The sequence below is a fragment of the Dyadobacter sp. SG02 genome (assembly GCF_900109045.1).
GTDB lineage: Bacteria > Bacteroidota > Bacteroidia > Cytophagales > Spirosomataceae > Dyadobacter.
This window is the reverse complement of record NZ_FNYL01000003.1, coordinates 234,446-251,519: the sequence shown is the minus strand read 5'-3', so window position 1 is coordinate 251,519 and position 17,074 is coordinate 234,446. Positions and strand designations below refer to the sequence as shown.

The window sequence follows — 17,074 nt, the reverse complement described above, 5'->3', positions numbered from 1 at the left end:
TGATAATGCTTTACTCTGATATTTTCTTCGAATCTTTAAAATGGTGAGGATTCATCGGGCCGTAGGCTTCCATGAAGGGCGTACCCGCTCGCATTTTCCCGATAAACTGCTGTAAGCCAGCATCCCGCCTAAGCAAAAGCCAGTAGGAAACCTCCATTCCGGCCGTCATGTAAGCACTCATCACGTGTTTTTGCCCTCCTCCAAAAAACTCCCGCATGGTGGAAATGTCTTTGAGCAAGAGCAGATCGCGGCCGTTGCGCGTATAGTAGCGCCACTCGTACTTGTAGGCGCGGTAACGATCACGCGGGGCAGTTTCGCTTACGAAGCGGCGGTCGAGCATGAGTGCGAGGCCTTCGTTGAACCATTGGGGAATATCGTTCGTAGTGCGCCACCAGCCAATGCGTTTCAGCAGTTCGATATGGCTCATTTCATGGGCGATCACATCGGTATTCATCCCTTGCGCATTCAGGATCACGTAGGAGCTTCCCCACGGCGTACCAATGCTGCACCCGGCGCCTTCGGTGCTGCTGCAATACTTTTGGTACTGCTGTGGCGTCTGGCAGATAATGATTTGGGGACTGGATTTTTTGCCTTGGTAAAAGGAGTCTACACGCGCCTCGGCGAGCGCGACGATTCTTCTGAGGGTTTTATATTTATTGGGGTTGATATCCGGGCTGAAATAGACCTTTTTATCCGTTGACTTGAAATTGGAGAATGCGATGAGCTCGCAGTAGAATATCTGAGGGTAGAGAAAAAAGAGGCTACCCAACAGGATGACGAATCCGGTCAGAAGGAATCGGGTGACTTTCCGGAGTGGGTTCAAGGGTTACATTTTTTGCCACGAAAGCACGAATTCGTGCTTTCGTGGCAATCAAAATTAATGCTTAAAGTGACGAACCCCGGTAGTTACCATCGCAAGGCCATTCGCGTTGCAATAATCCACCGAATCCTTGTCACGAATAGAACCGCCCGGCTGGACCACCGCGGTTATGCCCGCATGATGCGCGATTTCAACACAATCCGCAAACGGGAAGAACGCGTCCGAAGCCATTACCGCCCCATTCAGGTCGAAACCAAATGCTTTCGCCTTCTCGATAGCCTGGCGCAATGCATCCACGCGGGAAGTCTGGCCGGTACCGCTCGCCAGCAACTGGTTTTCTCTGGCCAGAACGATGGTGTTCGATTTGGTATGTTTGCAGACTTTCAATGCAAATTCAAGGGCTGTAACCTCGCTGGCGGTCGGCGCCTTCTCGGTAACGGTCGTAAACTGCTCCGCTACTTCGGTCGCAAGGTCCTTGTCCTGCACCAAAACACCATTCAGGATAGTTTTGAACATGATTTGCGGCAATACCACTGCATTACGCTTCAACAGAATGCGGTTCTTTTTGGATTTCAAAAGCTGCAACGCATCCTCGTCGTAAGCAGGTGCGATCAAAATTTCCATGAACAGCTTGTTCAGCTCCCCGGCAGTTGCCAGATCGACTTTGGTATTGGTAATAACCACACCACCGAATGCTGAAACCGGATCGCAGGCCAATGCATTATCATAAGCCTCTTTCGCAGTAGGCGCCGTAGCGATACCGCAGGCATTGGTATGCTTGATGATCGCGAATGTAGGCTGAGCGTCAGCGAATTCGTCGATCAGGCTCACGCACGCATCCACGTCCACGAGGTTGTTATAGGAAAGCTCTTTTCCGTGCAGTTTATCGAAAATACCTTCCAGATCACCGTAGTAAGTCGCGCTCTGGTGCGGGTTCTCGCCGTAACGCAGCGTTTGTGAAGCAAGATTGGTGAAATCGAAAAGCTCCTTATCAGTCGCTTCTTTTCCGGAAGTGAAGAAGCTGTTGATCGCGCCATCGTAATGCGACGAAACCCCGAACGCGAGACCGGCATAGTAGCGGCGGTCTTCAATATCCGTGGCACCTGCTTTCGCGTTCAATAGTTCGACCACTTCCGCATACTGGCTGCGGGAAGAAACGATCAGTGTATCTTTAAAATTCTTCGCCGTTGCGCGGATCAGGGAGATACCGCCAATGTCTATCTTCTCGATAATATCCTCCTCGCTCGCGCCGGATGCCACCGTTTCCTCGAAAGGATATAGATCCACCACCACCATATCGATAGCCGGGATATTGTATTGTTCCGCCTGTGCTACATCTCCCGCATCGTCGCGACGGTACAAAATGCCGCCCATAATGGCCGGGTGAAGCGTTTTAACACGCCCGCCGAAAATCGATGGATAACCGGTCAGCTCTTCGGCAGCGGTTACGGGAATGTTGAGATTTTCAATGAAAGTCTGAGTTCCCCCGGTGGAGTACAGCTTTACGCCGTTGTCGTGCAGGAGGCGGACCAAAGGCTCAAGACCGTCTTTGTAATAAACAGAAATAAGCGCGGATTGGATTTTTTTAGACATTGTGCAACGTTTGCTCTAAGATTACAAATGCGGGATTTTGCTTACATTCGGCATTTCGGCTTGTCCCATGATGAAAAATAAACCGCAAAGATAGCCGAAAAATCAACGAAACAGGAAGTGGAGCAGACGAAAAACAAAACGTTATCATTCTGAAACCAAGTTTAAAAAGCCAAAACCATGAACCTCGACCTGACCGGAAAAACAGCGATCGTATGCGGAAGCACCCAGGGCATCGGGCTCGCCGCCGCCGTTGAACTCGCATTACTTGGCGCAAATGTGACCCTCGTGGCCCGGAACGAAGAAAAACTGCGGGAAGCCGTCGAAGACCTGGACACCTCTCTCGGCCAGCTTCACCGGTACGTGGTAGCCGATTTCGCCGACCATGAGTCCGTCAAATCCGCCGTTGAAAATTACCTGCGCCTCTGTCCGGAGGTTCATATTCTGGTTAATAATACAGGAGGCCCATCCGGCGGCCCTATTATCGAAGCCGAACCCGACCAGTTCCTGAAAACTTTTCAAATGCACGTGATCAACAACCAGTTTCTGGCACAATCGGTGGTACCGTCGATGAAAAAGGAAGGTTTTGGCCGCATTATCAACATTATCAGCACCTCGGTGAAGCAGCCGATCATCGGCCTCGGCGTCTCCAACACCATCCGCGGCGCCGTGGCGAGCTGGGCTAAAACCCTATCGCTTGAACTCGGGCAATATGGGATCACCGTCAACAATGTGCTGCCGGGTTACACCGAAACAGCGCGACTGGATGCCGTATTCGAAATGCGGAGTAAAAATCAGGGTAAAACGAAAGAGCAGGTTGCCGAAGAGCTGAAAGCGGGCATTCCTATTCGCCGGTTCAGCGAAGCCAAAGAGGTGGCCGCGGCGGTGGCGTTTCTCGCCAGTCCGGCGGCGGGGAGTATCAGCGGGGTGAGCCTGGCGGTGGATGGCGGGCGGACAGAGAGTTTATAATTGATTGATTTTAAACAAAACCGGCGCAGCGTTATTTACAAGATTGATCAGATAAGGCTGCCCGGCAATATTGATCCGGCCGATTTGTTTCACCTCTCCGTCCAGCGCATAACCGCTCTGAACAGACCGCAAAACCTCAAACCGCATATTGCCTTTATTGATCAGCACATTACCGCGGCAGGCATCCAAACTTCCGAATTGGGGAATGAAATGGGTAAAATTGCCGGCCACGACAAGGTCGGGTTTGCCGTCGCGATTAACGTCCTCGCTCTGAATTGCATTAAGACAGGAAAACTGCGCCAGATATGGCAATGCAACCATTTTAAATTGTCCTTTTCCATCATTCACTGCAATGCCCGATTGCAGGTAAGTCGCCGATTTTTTCACAGCCGACTTGATCAGATCGTCCGGAAACAGGTCCTGAACCGTAAGCACCGCATATTCCGAATGCTTGATACTTTTCTTTTTGAGAAAAGGAAATTGCCCTGTCATCTCGCGTTTCAGCAGTACGGGCAGGTCTTTGGCGTCAATGGTTTTGGAAATGACCTGTTCAGTAGTCCCATTTTTATTAAAATCATTGATCCACATTTTCAGGGGCGCATCCGCCGCCGCTTTAAGTGAAAAGTTTTCTCCGATATTTCCCAATACCAGATCCTGGTCACCATCGCCATCGAAATCACCCGTTTTCAGCGAGCCCCAGAAACCTTCGAATGCGTCCAGGCCGGTTTCTATTTTCCTGAAACCACCATTTGAAAACCTGAATGCGGCAGGAGCCATCCAATCTCCCACGATTACAAGCTCTTTCTGCCCGTCGCCATCGATATCCACCCAGGCAGCATCGCGCACCATCCCCACTTTGGCCAACCCGGGCGCCATTGTCCGCGTAACCTCTTCAAAATTGCCTTTCCCGTCATTCAGATAAATGTAGCTCGAAGGACTGGAACCATATTCCCGGGGAACGCTCCGGCTGCCTGCAAACAAATCGAGGTCGCCGTCGCGGTCGAAATCCTCGGCCACGATTACGGCGGTATTCATCGCATTGGGCGGAAATGCACGGTTGTTGTGGGTAAAATTGCCTTTTCCGTCATTCACGTACAGTCGCGTTGGCAAATCTGGTTTGGTCGCCAGGCTCTCATTCCCGCCACTGCCGACAGCCAGGTCGGAATCTCCGTCGCCATCGGCATCAAAAAGCAATGCCGCCGTATCCTCAAAATCCGCCATATCGCTGAATGCCTTCTGCGATGATTTTACGAACTGCCCATCCTTTTGCAAATACAACTGCCCACCCTGCCCCTTTCCGCCGCACACATAAATGTCATCGAGCCCATCCCCGTTCACATCGCCGATCGCCGCCTTCGGACCTTCCTGCGAGAGCATTACCGGGATGTTTCTTTCATTGTAAAAATCCTCGTATCGGTTCTCCCGGTGCGCACCAAGGCCCTTTGATGCGACGCCCGTGAGCATGGGATGATGCTTAGTCACCGGCCCGTTGAACAAATCTCCGGCATCTCCGATAGCGAGCGTCAGTAAAGTATCCGGCCTGACAGCCCGGATGGTGGTTACCTTTCTGGTCGGCCAGAGTACACGTACCGAATCAATAGCTGCAATTTGCCCCAAACCGATCGTAAGCGGGTATTCCGTACTCGACTGAAAGCCCCGAGACGGGCTCACCTGCCTGCTGAACACCTGCCCGCCCGCGTAGACCTCCACTTTGGAGCCGACTGCGTGGGTGTTCATACCCGAGCCTTTGAGATTGAATTTGACGTAATGGTTTTTGTCTTTTAGCGCCTCGGATTTGTTTTTATATACAAAACAGGGCTCATTTACATTATTGACTACCAGATCCAGGTCACCGTCGTTATCCAGATCGGCATATGCCGCGCCATTTGAAAACGACGCCTTGCCGAACCCGAATTCCTTCGCCTTTTCCTTGAATTGCAGGTTTCCTTCATTATGGAAGAAATTGTTGGCAATAGGCGTAGAGGGCATGCGGTCGATGATCTCCTGCATATTTTCCTTTTCCCCGGACATAACCATTTTCCGCGTGACCTCGTTGGCAAAAAAATCGATAAAGTCCTGATCCAGAATGTCGTGGTAAATGCCGTTAGAAATATAGATATCGGTCTTCGAATCATTATCCGCGTCAAAAAGCAACGCACCCCAGCTCCAATCGCTTGCTGCCACACCCGAGTAATTCGCAATTTCGCTGAATGTACCGTCCTGGTTGTTGAATTGCAGACTGTTCTGCATGTATTGGTTATAAAAACCCTTTTCCTTTTTCAGGTTAAAAAGGTAATGGTTCTCGAATGAAGTCGTCGTTTTGTACCGATACTCGTCGCGCGGGAGCATGTCGGTTACGAAGAGCTCGGGATAGCCGTCATTGTTGATATCGGCCATATCAGCCCCCATGGAAGCGAGGCTTGTGTGCTTTATACGTTTTTCAAGTTCTTCCGAAAATGTGCCATCCTTTTGATTGATATACAGATAATCCTTTTCGTAGAAGTCGTTGCAAATGTAAATGTCGGGATACAGGTCCCCATTGATATCGCCCACGGTCACGCCGAGCCCGAAGCCGATCAGGCTTCCGTAAATGCCCGCTTCCTCACTCACATCTTTGAATTTCCCGCCGTCGTTACGAAACAATTTGGCCCCGCCGCCTTTGAGAAAATCCTTCACCGGCCAGTCCTTCGCGCGCAGGTTGCGGTCATTCGCATAATTAAGGGTATTGACGGGGATAAAACTGTTGTTCAATACGTATGCGTCGAGGTCACCGTCGAGGTCATAGTCCAGGAACGCGGCATGGGTGGTGTAGCCTGTCTCATCCAGGCCGTATTTTTTAGCCGATTCGGTGAATGTCAGATCGCCGTTGTTAATGTAAAGTGCATTTCCCTGTTTATTCAGAAACTTTTGGTAGCCCGCATTGCAGACGTAGATGTCGAGCAGGTTATCACCATTCACATCGGCCATTACCACGCCGGTGCTCCATTTGTCGGGTTCAGCGACTCCGGCTTTTGCCGTGATATCCTCAAACTTCCAGTTCCCTTTGTTCAGGTAAAGTTTGTTTTCACCCATATTGGCGGTGAAATAGATATCCGGCAGGCCGTCGTTGTTAATATCTCCGATCGACACGCCCCCACCGTTGTAGAAATTGCGGTAATTGAATATGTTGATATCCTCCCGGTCCTCCACCTTGTTCACGAAATCGATCCCGGTTTGGGCGGCGTCCATTTCCTCGAAAAGGCCATTCTCATTTTTGCCGGAATCGCTGCAAGAGAACATGGTATACAGTACCCCGAGCAAAACGAGCGTCCGGATAGCGGCCAGGCAATTTATCGTCATTATACGAAAATGTTACTTATCGCGACCTGATGCGGGTTTCCCGACGCTCGCGCCTTCCTTTTCGAAGGTGTCGTAAAAATCGGCCAAAGTAGTGAAACCATTCCAGCCCGACGGCGCTTCCGAAGCGAAGGTGTTATTCTGATCTGTGCAAAAGCCGGGGGCATTATGATTGAAATAACCTATGCTGTCAACTTCGGGATCAGTACCGGAAAAAGCAGCGAGGAGTAATGCAAAGATTCCAAATTTCGAAAAGAATTGTTTTGCCTTGACGCGCGGAGCCAGGGCGGTCCGGAATGCGTATCGACGGGGTATATCAATGTATAAATTCATCATAGGTTAGATATTACTAGCTCCAAGGAGGTGACGCTGTACCATTTTAACATTCTTTCGACACTTATCCACAAATATCCCAAAACCAAACAGACTTTACCGTGAATTTTAGTATGAAAAAATATAAATTTTACACTACGTTTTATACAAAATAATACAAAGAATCTGGATAATACAATACGTTAAACGCCTCCGATGCCCCGCCCGCCACTTTACGCAACTTTTTGCTGGACTTCCTTCGTTGATGTGCGTAACTTTGAGTCCGTTATTTTCCCAGTTAATTGCATTTATGACTTCCCTGTCTCCAGTATCAGATGCAGATCTGAGTTTGCTTGCACAACGCCTTGATGGTGACCTCTTTTACGACAATACCATGCGGACGTTATATGCAACAGACGCGTCTGCCTATCGCGAAATGCCGCTTGCCGTATCGATTCCCAAATCGATCGGTGATCTTAAAACGCTTATTTCGTATGCCACGGAAAAGAAAGTTTCGCTGATTCCCCGTACCGCCGGCACCTCGCTCGCGGGCCAGGTGGTGGGTAACGGTATAATAGTAGACGTTTCGAAAAACTTCAATAAAATACTCGAAATTAATGCCGAGGAACGCTGGGTACGCGTGCAGCCGGGCGTCGTACGCGACGAGCTGAATATGGCCCTGAAACCTTACGGACTGTATTTCGGGCCTGAAACTTCTACCGCAAACCGCGCGATGATCGGCGGCATGGTGGGTAACAACTCCTGCGGCTCCAACTCGATCGTATACGGAAGCACGCGGGAACATTTGCTGGAAGTGAAGGCGATCCTCGCCGACGGGAGCGATGCGGAGTTCAAAAATGTGGCTGCCGGAGAGTTGCAGTCGCTCCTGAACAACGCCCGCCAGAAAAACGGCAGCGCATCGCTTCTGGATAAAATATACCTGAATACCGACGCCATCCTGAATTCGCCCGAAAACCAGGCCGAGATCCGGAAAAACTTCCCGAAACCGTCGGTAGAGCGCCGCAATACGGGTTATGCCCTCGATATGCTGCTGAATATGGAGCCCTATACGGCGGGAACCGGTTCGGACAAGCCATTCAATATGTGCAGCCTGATCGCCGGCTCGGAAGGGACTTTGTGCTTCCTGACGGAAATCAAGGTGAACCTGGTGCCGCTGCCGCCGAAGACACAGGGCCTCGTTTGCGTGCATTGCGACACGATCGACGAAGCGCTGCGGGCAACCATTCTGACGCTCAAATATGGCCCGCATGCGGTGGAGCTCATCGACGAGTACGTACTGGAATGTGCAGCTACCAATGTCGAGCAGCGGAAAAATGCATTTTTCGTCAAGAACAAGCCCGACGGCAAATTCCCGGCGATCCTGGTAGTGGACCTTTCGAGGGAAACGAAAGAGGAAGTCGAACAGCTGGCTGCGGATCTGGAAAAAGAATTTAGAGAAGCCGGTATCGGTTTCCATTACCCATTGCTTTTCGGGGATGATACCAAGAAGATATGGACGTTGCGGAAAGCCGGGCTCGGCTTGCTGGGCAATATCCCCGGTGATGAAAAAGCGGTAGCGGTGATCGAAGACACGGCGATCGACGTTTACGACCAGCCTGAATACATTCGGGAATTCAATGAGATCCTGAAAAAGAATGGCATGTCGGCCGTGCATTATGCGCACGCCGGCTCGGGCGAGCTGCATTTGAGGCCGATTATCAACCTCAAAACCAGCGAAGGGCATCGCCAGTTCAGGATGATCGCGGAGGAAATCGCTGACCTGGTTAAAAAATACGACGGCTCGCTTTCCGGCGAGCACGGTGACGGCCGCCTGCGCGGGGAATTTATCCCGAAAATGGTGGGCCAGCACAACTACCAGCTTTTCAAGGATATCAAAAAAGCCTGGGACCCGAACAACATCTTCAACCCGGGTAAGATCGTTGATACGGCGCCGATGGACACGTTCCTGCGCTACGAAGCCGATCAGAAAACGCCGACATTTAAAACGAATTTCCGTTTCCACGATCAGGATATTCTGCAACACGCCGAGCAATGCAACGGCTCGGGCGATTGCCGGAAGACGCACCTGAGCGGCGGTACGATGTGTCCGAGCTTCATGGCTACCCGCAATGAAAAAGACACTACCCGCGCCCGTGCGAACATCCTGCGCGAAATGCTTACGCGCTCGCCCAAGGAAAACCGCTTCGATAACAAGGAAATCAAGGAAGTGTACGACCTCTGCCTCGCCTGCAAGGGCTGCAAAGGCGAATGTCCTTCCAATGTGGACGTTGCGAAGCTGAAAATGGAGTTTTTGCAGCAATACCATGATGCCAACGGCATTCCCGTGCGCTCATGGCTCATCGGTAATTTCTCTAAAATGACGGGCCTTGCGAGCTACGTCCCGTGGGCTTACAACCTGATTTTCAAGAATGCGCCGCTCCGCAAAATCGCGAATACCGTAGTGGGCTTCCACCCCGAACGCACCATGCCGCTGCTGCACAGCACGACGTTGAAAAAATGGTATGACCAGCGAAAAAACAGCGCCCCGAAATCGGAGCGGAAAGTGTATTTGTTCTGCGATGAGTTCACGAATTATAACGATGTAGAAATTGGCAAAACCGCCATTCTCGCGCTGGAAAAGCTCGGATACGAGGTCATTATTCCAAATCACGGACCTTCCGGACGGCCGCAGTTATCCAAAGGCCTGTTGCGGGACGCGAAGAAAATCGCGGAGGAGAATATCCGTCTGCTAAAAGACATTATCTCGCACGACACGCCGCTAGTCGGCATCGAACCTTCTGCGATCCTGACGTTCCGCGACGAATATCCGGACCTGGTAAGCGACGAACTGGTAGAAGACACCAAAAAGATCGCACAGAATGCATTACAGTTCGACGAGTTCATCGCACGCGAAATTGAGCTGAAAAACATTACTAAAAACCAGTTTACGAAAGAGAAACGGCTCATCAAGCTGCACGGACATTGCCAGCAAAAAGCCATTTCGAGCGTGATACCTACGAAAAAGATGCTCTCGCTACCTGAAAACTACACCGTACAGCTCATTCCATCGGGATGCTGCGGGATGGCGGGCTCATTCGGTTATGAGAAAGAGCATTTCGATATTTCCATGCAGATCGGCGAGCTGGTACTCTTCCCGACCGTGCGCCAGCAACCGGAAGAAGTGATCATCGCGGCTCCAGGCACCAGCTGTCGCCACCAGATCCACGACGGTACCGGCCGGAAAGCGCTGCACCCGGCGGAAATCCTCTGGAATGCATTGGTTTAAAAGCATTTGATTGAAAATAGAAAATGGCCGGCAAACGATATTTGCCGGCCATTGCCGTTAATTAGAGATAAACGGCGCCTTCCGCAGCCAGGTGTCATCCGTGATCTGATTGATCATAAACCCGGCAATATCCGCCGCATCGATCTTCGCACCCGGCGAGTCCGTACCACTCACTTTTACTTCGGCCCGGTTTCCGTTGAATTCAATATAAGGCACCCGAACCATGATCCATTCCGCATTGCTTTCAGCCAGCACCGAATAGGATTTCTGCCGGTCGTTGTGGATAGCAGGAAAAGTCGCGCGCATCCATTCGGTCGCTTTCACCGATTGCTCGCCTTTCTCGTCGGATGGTGTATCGACATTCAATCCCGCCAGCACCACATACCGCACCGGCCTGTCACCGATCGCATTCATGATATTGACACTCGCCTGGCTCGCCACCAACGGTTCGTCCTGTCGCTGCCCTGCCGTGCTAAGAACTGCACTACAATCTTCCAGCAGTATTCGAACAGCCTCCGGATTTAGCACATCACCCTCCACGATCTCGATCAGCGGGCTCTGCATGGTAAAGTTCTCAGGATGCCGAAGCAGCAATTTCAACGAATACCCTTTTTCAATGAGTTGATTGACAAGATATTGGCCAGTACGGCCTCCGCCGCCGATCACGGCTATTTTTTGTAGTTCTTTCATTTCTCTCTGATAAAATTTTGGATGTAGCAAACTACCCGAAGCGACAAGCCCGGGAAGTGACAGAAGAGCTAGGCTCTATTCTGTGGTGATGTGGTATTTATCAGGAGATTTTAATGAGGGCAAAGATAAGTAACCGGTTAAATTATTTTCGAAAAAAATATTCTACAAAGCGTTACCAAATGCAAGCCCCCACGTCCAAAGGTCAGAACTTAACTGATCTTAACTATGAAAATGGACACCTCTGAAAGGCTGTTTATAGCCGAAATCAAGGAAAAAGTGCGTTCGGCGCAGTACGAGGCATTGAAGACCGTCAATGTAAAACTTATTCAACTCTACTGGGAAATCGGTAAGTCAATTGCTGAAAAACAAAGCGAAAGCTGGGGGAAATCGATCGTCACGTCCCTGTCGAAAGAACTGCAAACCGAGTTCCCGAAATCGAGTGGTTTCTCGACTACAAATATCTGGTATATGGTTCAGTTTTATTCTGACTATCAGTCAGATATAAATCTCCAACCACTGGTTGGAGAAATTAGCTGGAGTAAGCATCTGGTCATACTTTCCAAATGCAAACTGAGTCATGAACGGCAATTTTACATCTTGTCAACCAGTAAATATGGCTGGTCGAAAAACGTGCTTCTCCATCAGATCGAGCACAAGGCTTTTGAACGATATTTGCTCAACCAAACCAATTTTGACTACGCCTTGCCAGAACCGGCAAGTAAGCAGGCCCTGCTCGCAGTCAAAGACAACTACACATTCGATTTCCTTGATTTAGCGGAGCTGCATTCGGAGTCCGAGTTGGAGCAGCAACTCGTGAAGAACATCCGAAAATTTTTACTGGAAATGGGTAACAATTATACTTTCGTCGGCAATCAATATCGCATACAGGTTGGCGAACGCGACTATTGGGTGGATTTGTTACTCTACCACCGCAAGCTGCAATGCCTAATCGCCATCGACCTCAAAATCGGCGAATTCGAACCCGAGCATAAGGGCAAAATGGAGTTTTACCTTTCGGTTTTGAACGACAAGGTGAGGTTACCTCACGAAAACGAATCAATCGGAATCATCATTTGCAAAAATAAAGACAGAACTGTCGTCGAATATTCTTTGAAAAACATCGCCTCACCCATTGGCGTAGCCACTTATAACACGACCAACCAGTTGCCCAAGCAATACAGAAAACTGCTCCCAAGCGAAGAAGAGATTACGGCGAAGCTTAGAAATTTCTGCTAACAAATCCGGGAAAAGTTGTAAAACTTTAATCCTTCCCCCACCCAATATTCATCGTAGTCCCCACCCGGAACGCTGTACTCTTATATTTAAAACCCTCGAAACTATTCACCACCTCCACGCGCAACGGGAAGCGGATACCGATATCGAGCCCATACCCGAGCTCGGCGTAGTTGTTGGAATCCGGCGTGGCGAGGTAGTGCAGGATGAAATTCTCCTTCACACCCAGAATGCGGAACCATGGTATCTGGGTTAACAGGAATTGGCGAAGTTCAGTGAGGACGTGGGCTTCGAAGAATCCTTTGGAAGTGCTGTATTTGTAATAATCCAGCATTCGGAATGTACCGACGGGATCGCCGAGCTGGAAGAAGAACCGGTTTCCTGCGAAATGCTGGTAGTCCGGGAATTGCAGGCTATCTCTGCCGAGGAAACTGCCGGCGGCGACTTTGTAGCGCAACCGGCTGCGGATACCAATGTCGAAACCGTGCTCGATGCCGATCCGCACGAAATCGTAATCGACATCGCTGCCGAATGCATTGCGGATTCCCTTACGGTAGCCGATCGAAAGTTTCGGCGAATCGTCGTCGTAATAGGATGTCTTGCCTCCGCGGGTGCGGTATTTCTGCCAGGGCTTGTAGGACGCCGCAATACCGACGGTCAGCGCCTGATGGGGTTGCATGGGCGGTGTTACTATTGCCGCGTCCGTTTGTTGCTCAACGTTGTAGGGAACATTGGAAGTGAACTCGCGTTTCTTCCAGTCGATCCAGCGGTAGGGCGACGTCCTTTCCAGGTTAGGCAATGCCGAACGGTCGGAATATTCGATGCTGGCTTTGATTTCAAAATGGTCGTTTTCCCTGCTGCTTTTGAAATCTACGCGGAGGAAATCTTTTTGATATTCTTTGATAAAATTCTGCTCCAAAAACAGCGTCGTGAGCGTGTTAAGCAGCGGATGCATCGGGCTTTCACCATTGAACTGGGCAATGCCGCGACCGCCCGAAACGCTGATCGCATTCCGGGCCCAGCTATAATCGCCTACGCCAGTCAGCATGAGGTTATTGCGCCCAAACGAATAGCGTGTCAAGCCACCCAATGACCACTCCTGACCATTCCTGACCACCCCAGACTTCCCACCGGCGCCCGCCACTGCGCTCTTACGCGCACCCGAATGCCGCAATTTCAACCCCGCGCCGTTCAGTACCAAACCTTCCACCGTATTCACCTGCACACCTGGCAACGGACCGATGTAGTCCAGCCGGTAGCGACTTTCCTTACCGAGCCGGAAATTATGCCCGGTAAGCAGATCGCCGAAACCAAACTTGCTTCCCTTCTTCGACTTAGTCGTGTCCGACTTACTGGTTTTTAAGCTATCCTTCTGTTTTTCAGAACCTTCATTAATAATAACTAAGCTATCCAGCCGTGTGTAGCTCTTCACTTCCGCCACGGTAAGCGGCACGGTCCGCAGCGAATCCCAGAAAGCCATACTCCGTTTCGCAGCCATCGAATCCACCTGCGTCGAATCCTCGCGGCTCACTTTCAGATCAATATCCTCCCCTTTCTTTTCCTTTTCTTTGAGCTCCTGCTTTTCGTACTCCTTCATCATTTTGCGGAGGTTTTTAGCCGAAAATTCCTTCTGCTTACTCACCACCTGCTCCATATTTTGCGTCTTGATCTCCCGGCCGGTCAGGCGCACTTTCCTGGCTTCGTCGGCAAATTTCTTGTCGTCGATCACTACGATATCCGGTTTAAATGTAGGATTGACCTTCACATTGGTAAACGATTGCGAGATCACGAAATCGCCTTTTCCTTTAAACCCGTAAATACCTCCCTGCACATGGAATTGCTGGTTAACAGGCATCCACACCCCTTGCACCGGGCTGTAAACCTGCTTGATATAGAGCGTAAAACCGGTATTGACCGTCTGCAAATCCAGACTGTAAATGCTCCACTCGCCTTCGATGATCTGGATCGTGCCGCGGTACACACCCTCGCCCCAGTTGCGCGGTGTCACCTTGATTTTATTCACTTCAATGCCATTCTCGCGGAACGCGCCCAGGTATTCGAATTTGTAATAGGCAAATGCACGCGGCGAGAGCGGCGATACGGCTTTCACTACCTCAGGCTGATAGAAACTCGCGAGCAGGTACATATTCGGATCGGCCATATTCTTGTCCATGCTGCTCCGCGTGGCGATTACCCGTTGCTTGTACACGCTCGGCTGGCGGAACGTCACCTCCGAAACCGTTTCATTCAGCATCGGTACGCCCTTTTTGAAGTTGGTCTCCTTCTCCATTTCCTTCATTTCCTTTTTATAGAGAAATTCCAGCGGCAGGTCCGTCACCACAATCGACGATTTGGAATACACTTTGGCCGTGTAGGCATCTACTTGCAGGAAATGGTAGCGGCTTTTAGCAATGGCGCTCCGCATAATGGTGTACGCCGGGTCCTCGTCGCGGGCGCCAATGCGGACTTCCCCGAGGTTGAGCGCCTGCTCTTCCATGGTAAGGTCAAAAGTTTGCATTTTGTCCTCCACGGTGAAGCCCTTCTGGCCCGTTTTGTAGCCCAGGTACTGGAATATCACCTCGTAATACCCGGGTTTCAGGTCGAGCTGGTAGCGGCCTTCCTCATTGGAGATGGTGCTGACGCTCGTGCCTTTGACGATAATGGCAGCAAAAGGAAGCGGCTCGCCTTTTTTGGTTTTAATAATACCTCTGACCCCGCCGGGCGACGATCCGCCGGGCGGCGACCCGCCGGGCGGCGATTGCGCGAGAGCTGTAAGAACAGTGGTAACAATCAGACAAAACGTGAGCAGGTATTGTTTGAGCATACGGTTTTCAGCAAGTCGGATGAATGTCTTTGTTTCGGCTAGATGCTTTTAAAGATACTCCGGTTGCTTTGAAAAGAAAATCCGCTTGTCACATAGTTACAAATCCGAAAACTCCCAGGCGCTTTGGTAGGCATTCAGGCCCTCCGCATAGGCGATGAAATTTTCATAAAATGGCAAAACCGAAAGCGTTGCACTGTCGCCGATCACGACCAATTTCTTCCTTGCCCGGGTCATGGCCACGTTCATGCGGCGAATGTCAGCGAGGAAGCCGATCTGCCCTTCGGCATTACTGCGGGTCATGCTGATGTACACCACGTCCCGCTCCTGCCCCTGGAAACTGTCGATGGTATTGACGGCTATTTTGTCGAGATAGGGTTTCAGATCGACCGAATGCGAAAGCTGATCTTTGAGAATATTGATTTGTTCTTTATACGGGGAAATAATAGCGACGCTCGGAAAATCTTCTTGTTTCGGATTGACTGCTGCAAATTCCGTGGCCAGTTGTGACAAATGCTTGAAAAGAAATACCGCCTCTTCCGGGTTGGTCGAGCTGGTACCTTCCAGTTTTTCATCAAAACCACACCCCGCGGTATCAATAAATGCCAACGGCGCCTCACCTGCGAACAGCACATGGCCCGCCACCGACTCGTGGGCTTTCAGTTTATCATGATAAAAAACTTTGGACGAATAGCCCATAATCGCTTCGTTCATACGGTACTGCTCTTCCAGCAGCACCACCGACTCGGGGTGCAACGCCACGCATTTTTCGAGTAACGTCGTACTTAACCCGCCTTTGGCCGCGTCTTCGGACTTAATGGTCGGCGGTAATTGCAAATGATCACCCGCAAATACCACCTTCTCCGCTTTCAGGATCGGTATCCAGCAGGCGGGCTCCAATGCCTGTCCGGCCTCATCGATCACGACCGTTGCATACTTCATATTCCGAACCGTGAAATGATTGGAACCGACAAGCGTGGCAGTTACTACCTGTGTTTTAGTCAACAGGTCATCGATAATGTACTGTTCCATGTTCGCCACGTCCTTCATAATGCGGTGTGCCTCGTCGAACAATGCTTTCCGTTGGTCGCGCTCGGCTTTCCCGAAATGGCGCTTGTATTTGTGCGCCATGTTTTTGTATTCGTTGGCCTGCTTTTTCAATGCCTTAATGTCCTTCACACTCGCGTGCGCGGCCATTTTGCTATCCAATGTCAATGCCGACAGCCGCTCCGAAACACGGACCGGGTTACCTACGCGGAGCACGTTCAAACCTTCTCCGCTTAATTTTTCACTCAGCAAATCCACGGCGGTATTGCTGGGTGCAACTACAAGAATCGGCTTGTTATCTTTTTTAACCAATGCTTTGATAGCTTGTACCAAAGTGGTCGTCTTTCCTGTCCCCGGAGGCCCGTGCACGATTGCGAGCTCCTGTGCGGAAAGGATATTCTGCACCGCGCGCTGTTGTGACGGGTTCAGTTTGGGAATGGTAATGGGGTAAATGTCTTTGTCAAATGAAGGAGCTTTCTCGCCGGTCAGTACTTTGATCAAATGCCCTTCTTTTTCCGACGATCCGAGCGAATCCGCGGCTTTCAGTGCGGACTGCATTTCGTCGTAACTATTATCGTCGAAAAGCAGGTCGATACCCAGCTTGCCGTCGCGCGACCATTCGGGGAGCTCGTCGGTACGTAAGGTAATTTTCAGCCGGTTACCGCCCTGGTGCGAGATCACGCCCTCGACGCGGTCTTTTTTAGGTTCATGATTACTGAACAAAACAGCGGGCATTCCGAATCGCAGCTGATGCGGTAGATCCTGGTGCGTGGTACGTTCCACTTCCACGGCGAGGTAATCGCCCCGGCTCATTTCCTGGCCCCGGATCGCGATCGGGTACCACGCCAGGCCGCTGGCACGGCGTTCGGAAACGGAAGACCGTTCGATCAATCGCTGGTACGATTGCTTGTCTTCCTCCCTTTCTATTTTCAGTAATTCGAGTAGTCGCTTGAAGTAATCCATTCACAAA

General features: G+C 50.7%; 10 protein-coding genes. 3 read left to right on the top strand and 7 right to left on the bottom strand.

Annotated features, from left to right (window positions below; genetic code table 11):
- Positions 1-10: 10 nt before the first annotated feature.
- Both BMW93_RS08085 and purH read right to left on the bottom strand, forming a co-directional pair.
- Positions 11-823 (bottom strand): hypothetical protein, encoded by an 813-nt coding sequence (locus BMW93_RS08085; RefSeq protein ID WP_090374717.1) that lies wholly within the window; start codon positions 821-823, stop codon positions 11-13.
- Between the two features lie 54 nt (positions 824-877).
- Entirely contained in the window at positions 878-2,413 is a 1,536-nt protein-coding gene (gene purH / locus BMW93_RS08080) for a bifunctional phosphoribosylaminoimidazolecarboxamide formyltransferase/IMP cyclohydrolase (RefSeq protein WP_090374716.1), read from the bottom strand.
- A gap of 177 nt (positions 2,414-2,590) precedes the next feature.
- Here purH and BMW93_RS08075 point away from each other — a divergent pair, with 177 nt between their 5' ends.
- Positions 2,591-3,379: an SDR family oxidoreductase gene (locus BMW93_RS08075; protein ID WP_090374715.1), complete on the top strand. Its 789-nt coding sequence runs from the start codon at positions 2,591-2,593 to the stop codon at positions 3,377-3,379.
- Here the strand turns inward: BMW93_RS08075 and BMW93_RS08070 are convergent.
- Together BMW93_RS08070 and BMW93_RS08065 are read right to left on the bottom strand one after the other, a co-directional pair.
- Positions 3,374-6,718: a VCBS repeat-containing protein gene (locus BMW93_RS08070; RefSeq protein WP_090374714.1), complete on the bottom strand. Its 3,345-nt coding sequence runs from the start codon at positions 6,716-6,718 to the stop codon at positions 3,374-3,376. The two genes, BMW93_RS08075 and BMW93_RS08070, sit on opposite strands and share 6 nt — an antisense overlap.
- Before the next feature lie 12 nt (positions 6,719-6,730).
- Complete coding sequence (locus BMW93_RS08065) at positions 6,731-7,051, bottom strand: hypothetical protein (protein WP_090374713.1); 321 nt, start codon at positions 7,049-7,051, stop codon at positions 6,731-6,733.
- Positions 7,052-7,337: 286 nt separating this feature from the next.
- On the opposite strand from BMW93_RS08065, the gene BMW93_RS08060 reads away from it, so the two are divergent.
- Complete coding sequence (locus tag BMW93_RS08060; protein WP_090374712.1) at positions 7,338-10,313, top strand: FAD-binding and (Fe-S)-binding domain-containing protein; 2,976 nt, start codon at positions 7,338-7,340, stop codon at positions 10,311-10,313.
- A 57-nt stretch (positions 10,314-10,370) separates the two neighbouring features.
- On the opposite strand, the gene BMW93_RS08055 is transcribed toward BMW93_RS08060, so the two are convergent.
- Positions 10,371-11,003, bottom strand: coding sequence for an NAD(P)-dependent oxidoreductase (locus BMW93_RS08055; RefSeq protein ID WP_090374711.1), 633 nt, complete (start codon positions 11,001-11,003; stop codon positions 10,371-10,373).
- Between the two features lie 225 nt (positions 11,004-11,228).
- Between BMW93_RS08055 and BMW93_RS08050 the strand changes: the two genes are divergently transcribed.
- On the top strand, positions 11,229-12,239 hold the full coding sequence (locus BMW93_RS08050) for a YhcG family protein (RefSeq protein ID WP_090374710.1): 1,011 nt from the start codon (positions 11,229-11,231) through the stop codon (positions 12,237-12,239).
- Positions 12,240-12,264: 25 nt separating this feature from the next.
- Here BMW93_RS08050 and BMW93_RS08045 read toward each other — a convergent pair whose 3' ends face one another.
- Together BMW93_RS08045 and BMW93_RS08040 are read right to left on the bottom strand one after the other, a co-directional pair.
- Complete coding sequence (locus tag BMW93_RS08045; RefSeq protein ID WP_090374709.1) at positions 12,265-15,060, bottom strand: DUF5686 and carboxypeptidase regulatory-like domain-containing protein; 2,796 nt, start codon at positions 15,058-15,060, stop codon at positions 12,265-12,267.
- A gap of 96 nt (positions 15,061-15,156) precedes the next feature.
- On the bottom strand, positions 15,157-17,067 hold the full coding sequence (locus BMW93_RS08040) for an AAA domain-containing protein (protein WP_090374708.1): 1,911 nt from the start codon (positions 17,065-17,067) through the stop codon (positions 15,157-15,159).
- Positions 17,068-17,074: the final 7 nt, after the last annotated feature.

What these genes read in the sequence shown, in the direction of transcription:
- purH (WP_090374716.1), bottom strand. Translation starts at nt 2,413, where the DNA reads ATGTCTAAAAAAATCCAATCCGCGCTTATTTCTGTTTATTACAAAGAC.
- BMW93_RS08075 (WP_090374715.1), top strand. Translation starts at nt 2,591, where the DNA reads ATGAACCTCGACCTGACCGGAAAAACAGCGATCGTATGCGGAAGCACC.
- BMW93_RS08070 (WP_090374714.1), bottom strand. Translation starts at nt 6,718, where the DNA reads ATGACGATAAATTGCCTGGCCGCTATCCGGACGCTCGTTTTGCTCGGG.
- BMW93_RS08065 (WP_090374713.1), bottom strand. Translation starts at nt 7,051, where the DNA reads ATGATGAATTTATACATTGATATACCCCGTCGATACGCATTCCGGACC.
- BMW93_RS08060 (WP_090374712.1), top strand. Translation starts at nt 7,338, where the DNA reads ATGACTTCCCTGTCTCCAGTATCAGATGCAGATCTGAGTTTGCTTGCA.
- BMW93_RS08055 (WP_090374711.1), bottom strand. Translation starts at nt 11,003, where the DNA reads ATGAAAGAACTACAAAAAATAGCCGTGATCGGCGGCGGAGGCCGTACT.
- BMW93_RS08050 (WP_090374710.1), top strand. Translation starts at nt 11,229, where the DNA reads ATGAAAATGGACACCTCTGAAAGGCTGTTTATAGCCGAAATCAAGGAA.
- BMW93_RS08045 (WP_090374709.1), bottom strand. Translation starts at nt 15,060, where the DNA reads ATGCTCAAACAATACCTGCTCACGTTTTGTCTGATTGTTACCACTGTT.
- BMW93_RS08040 (WP_090374708.1), bottom strand. Translation starts at nt 17,067, where the DNA reads ATGGATTACTTCAAGCGACTACTCGAATTACTGAAAATAGAAAGGGAG.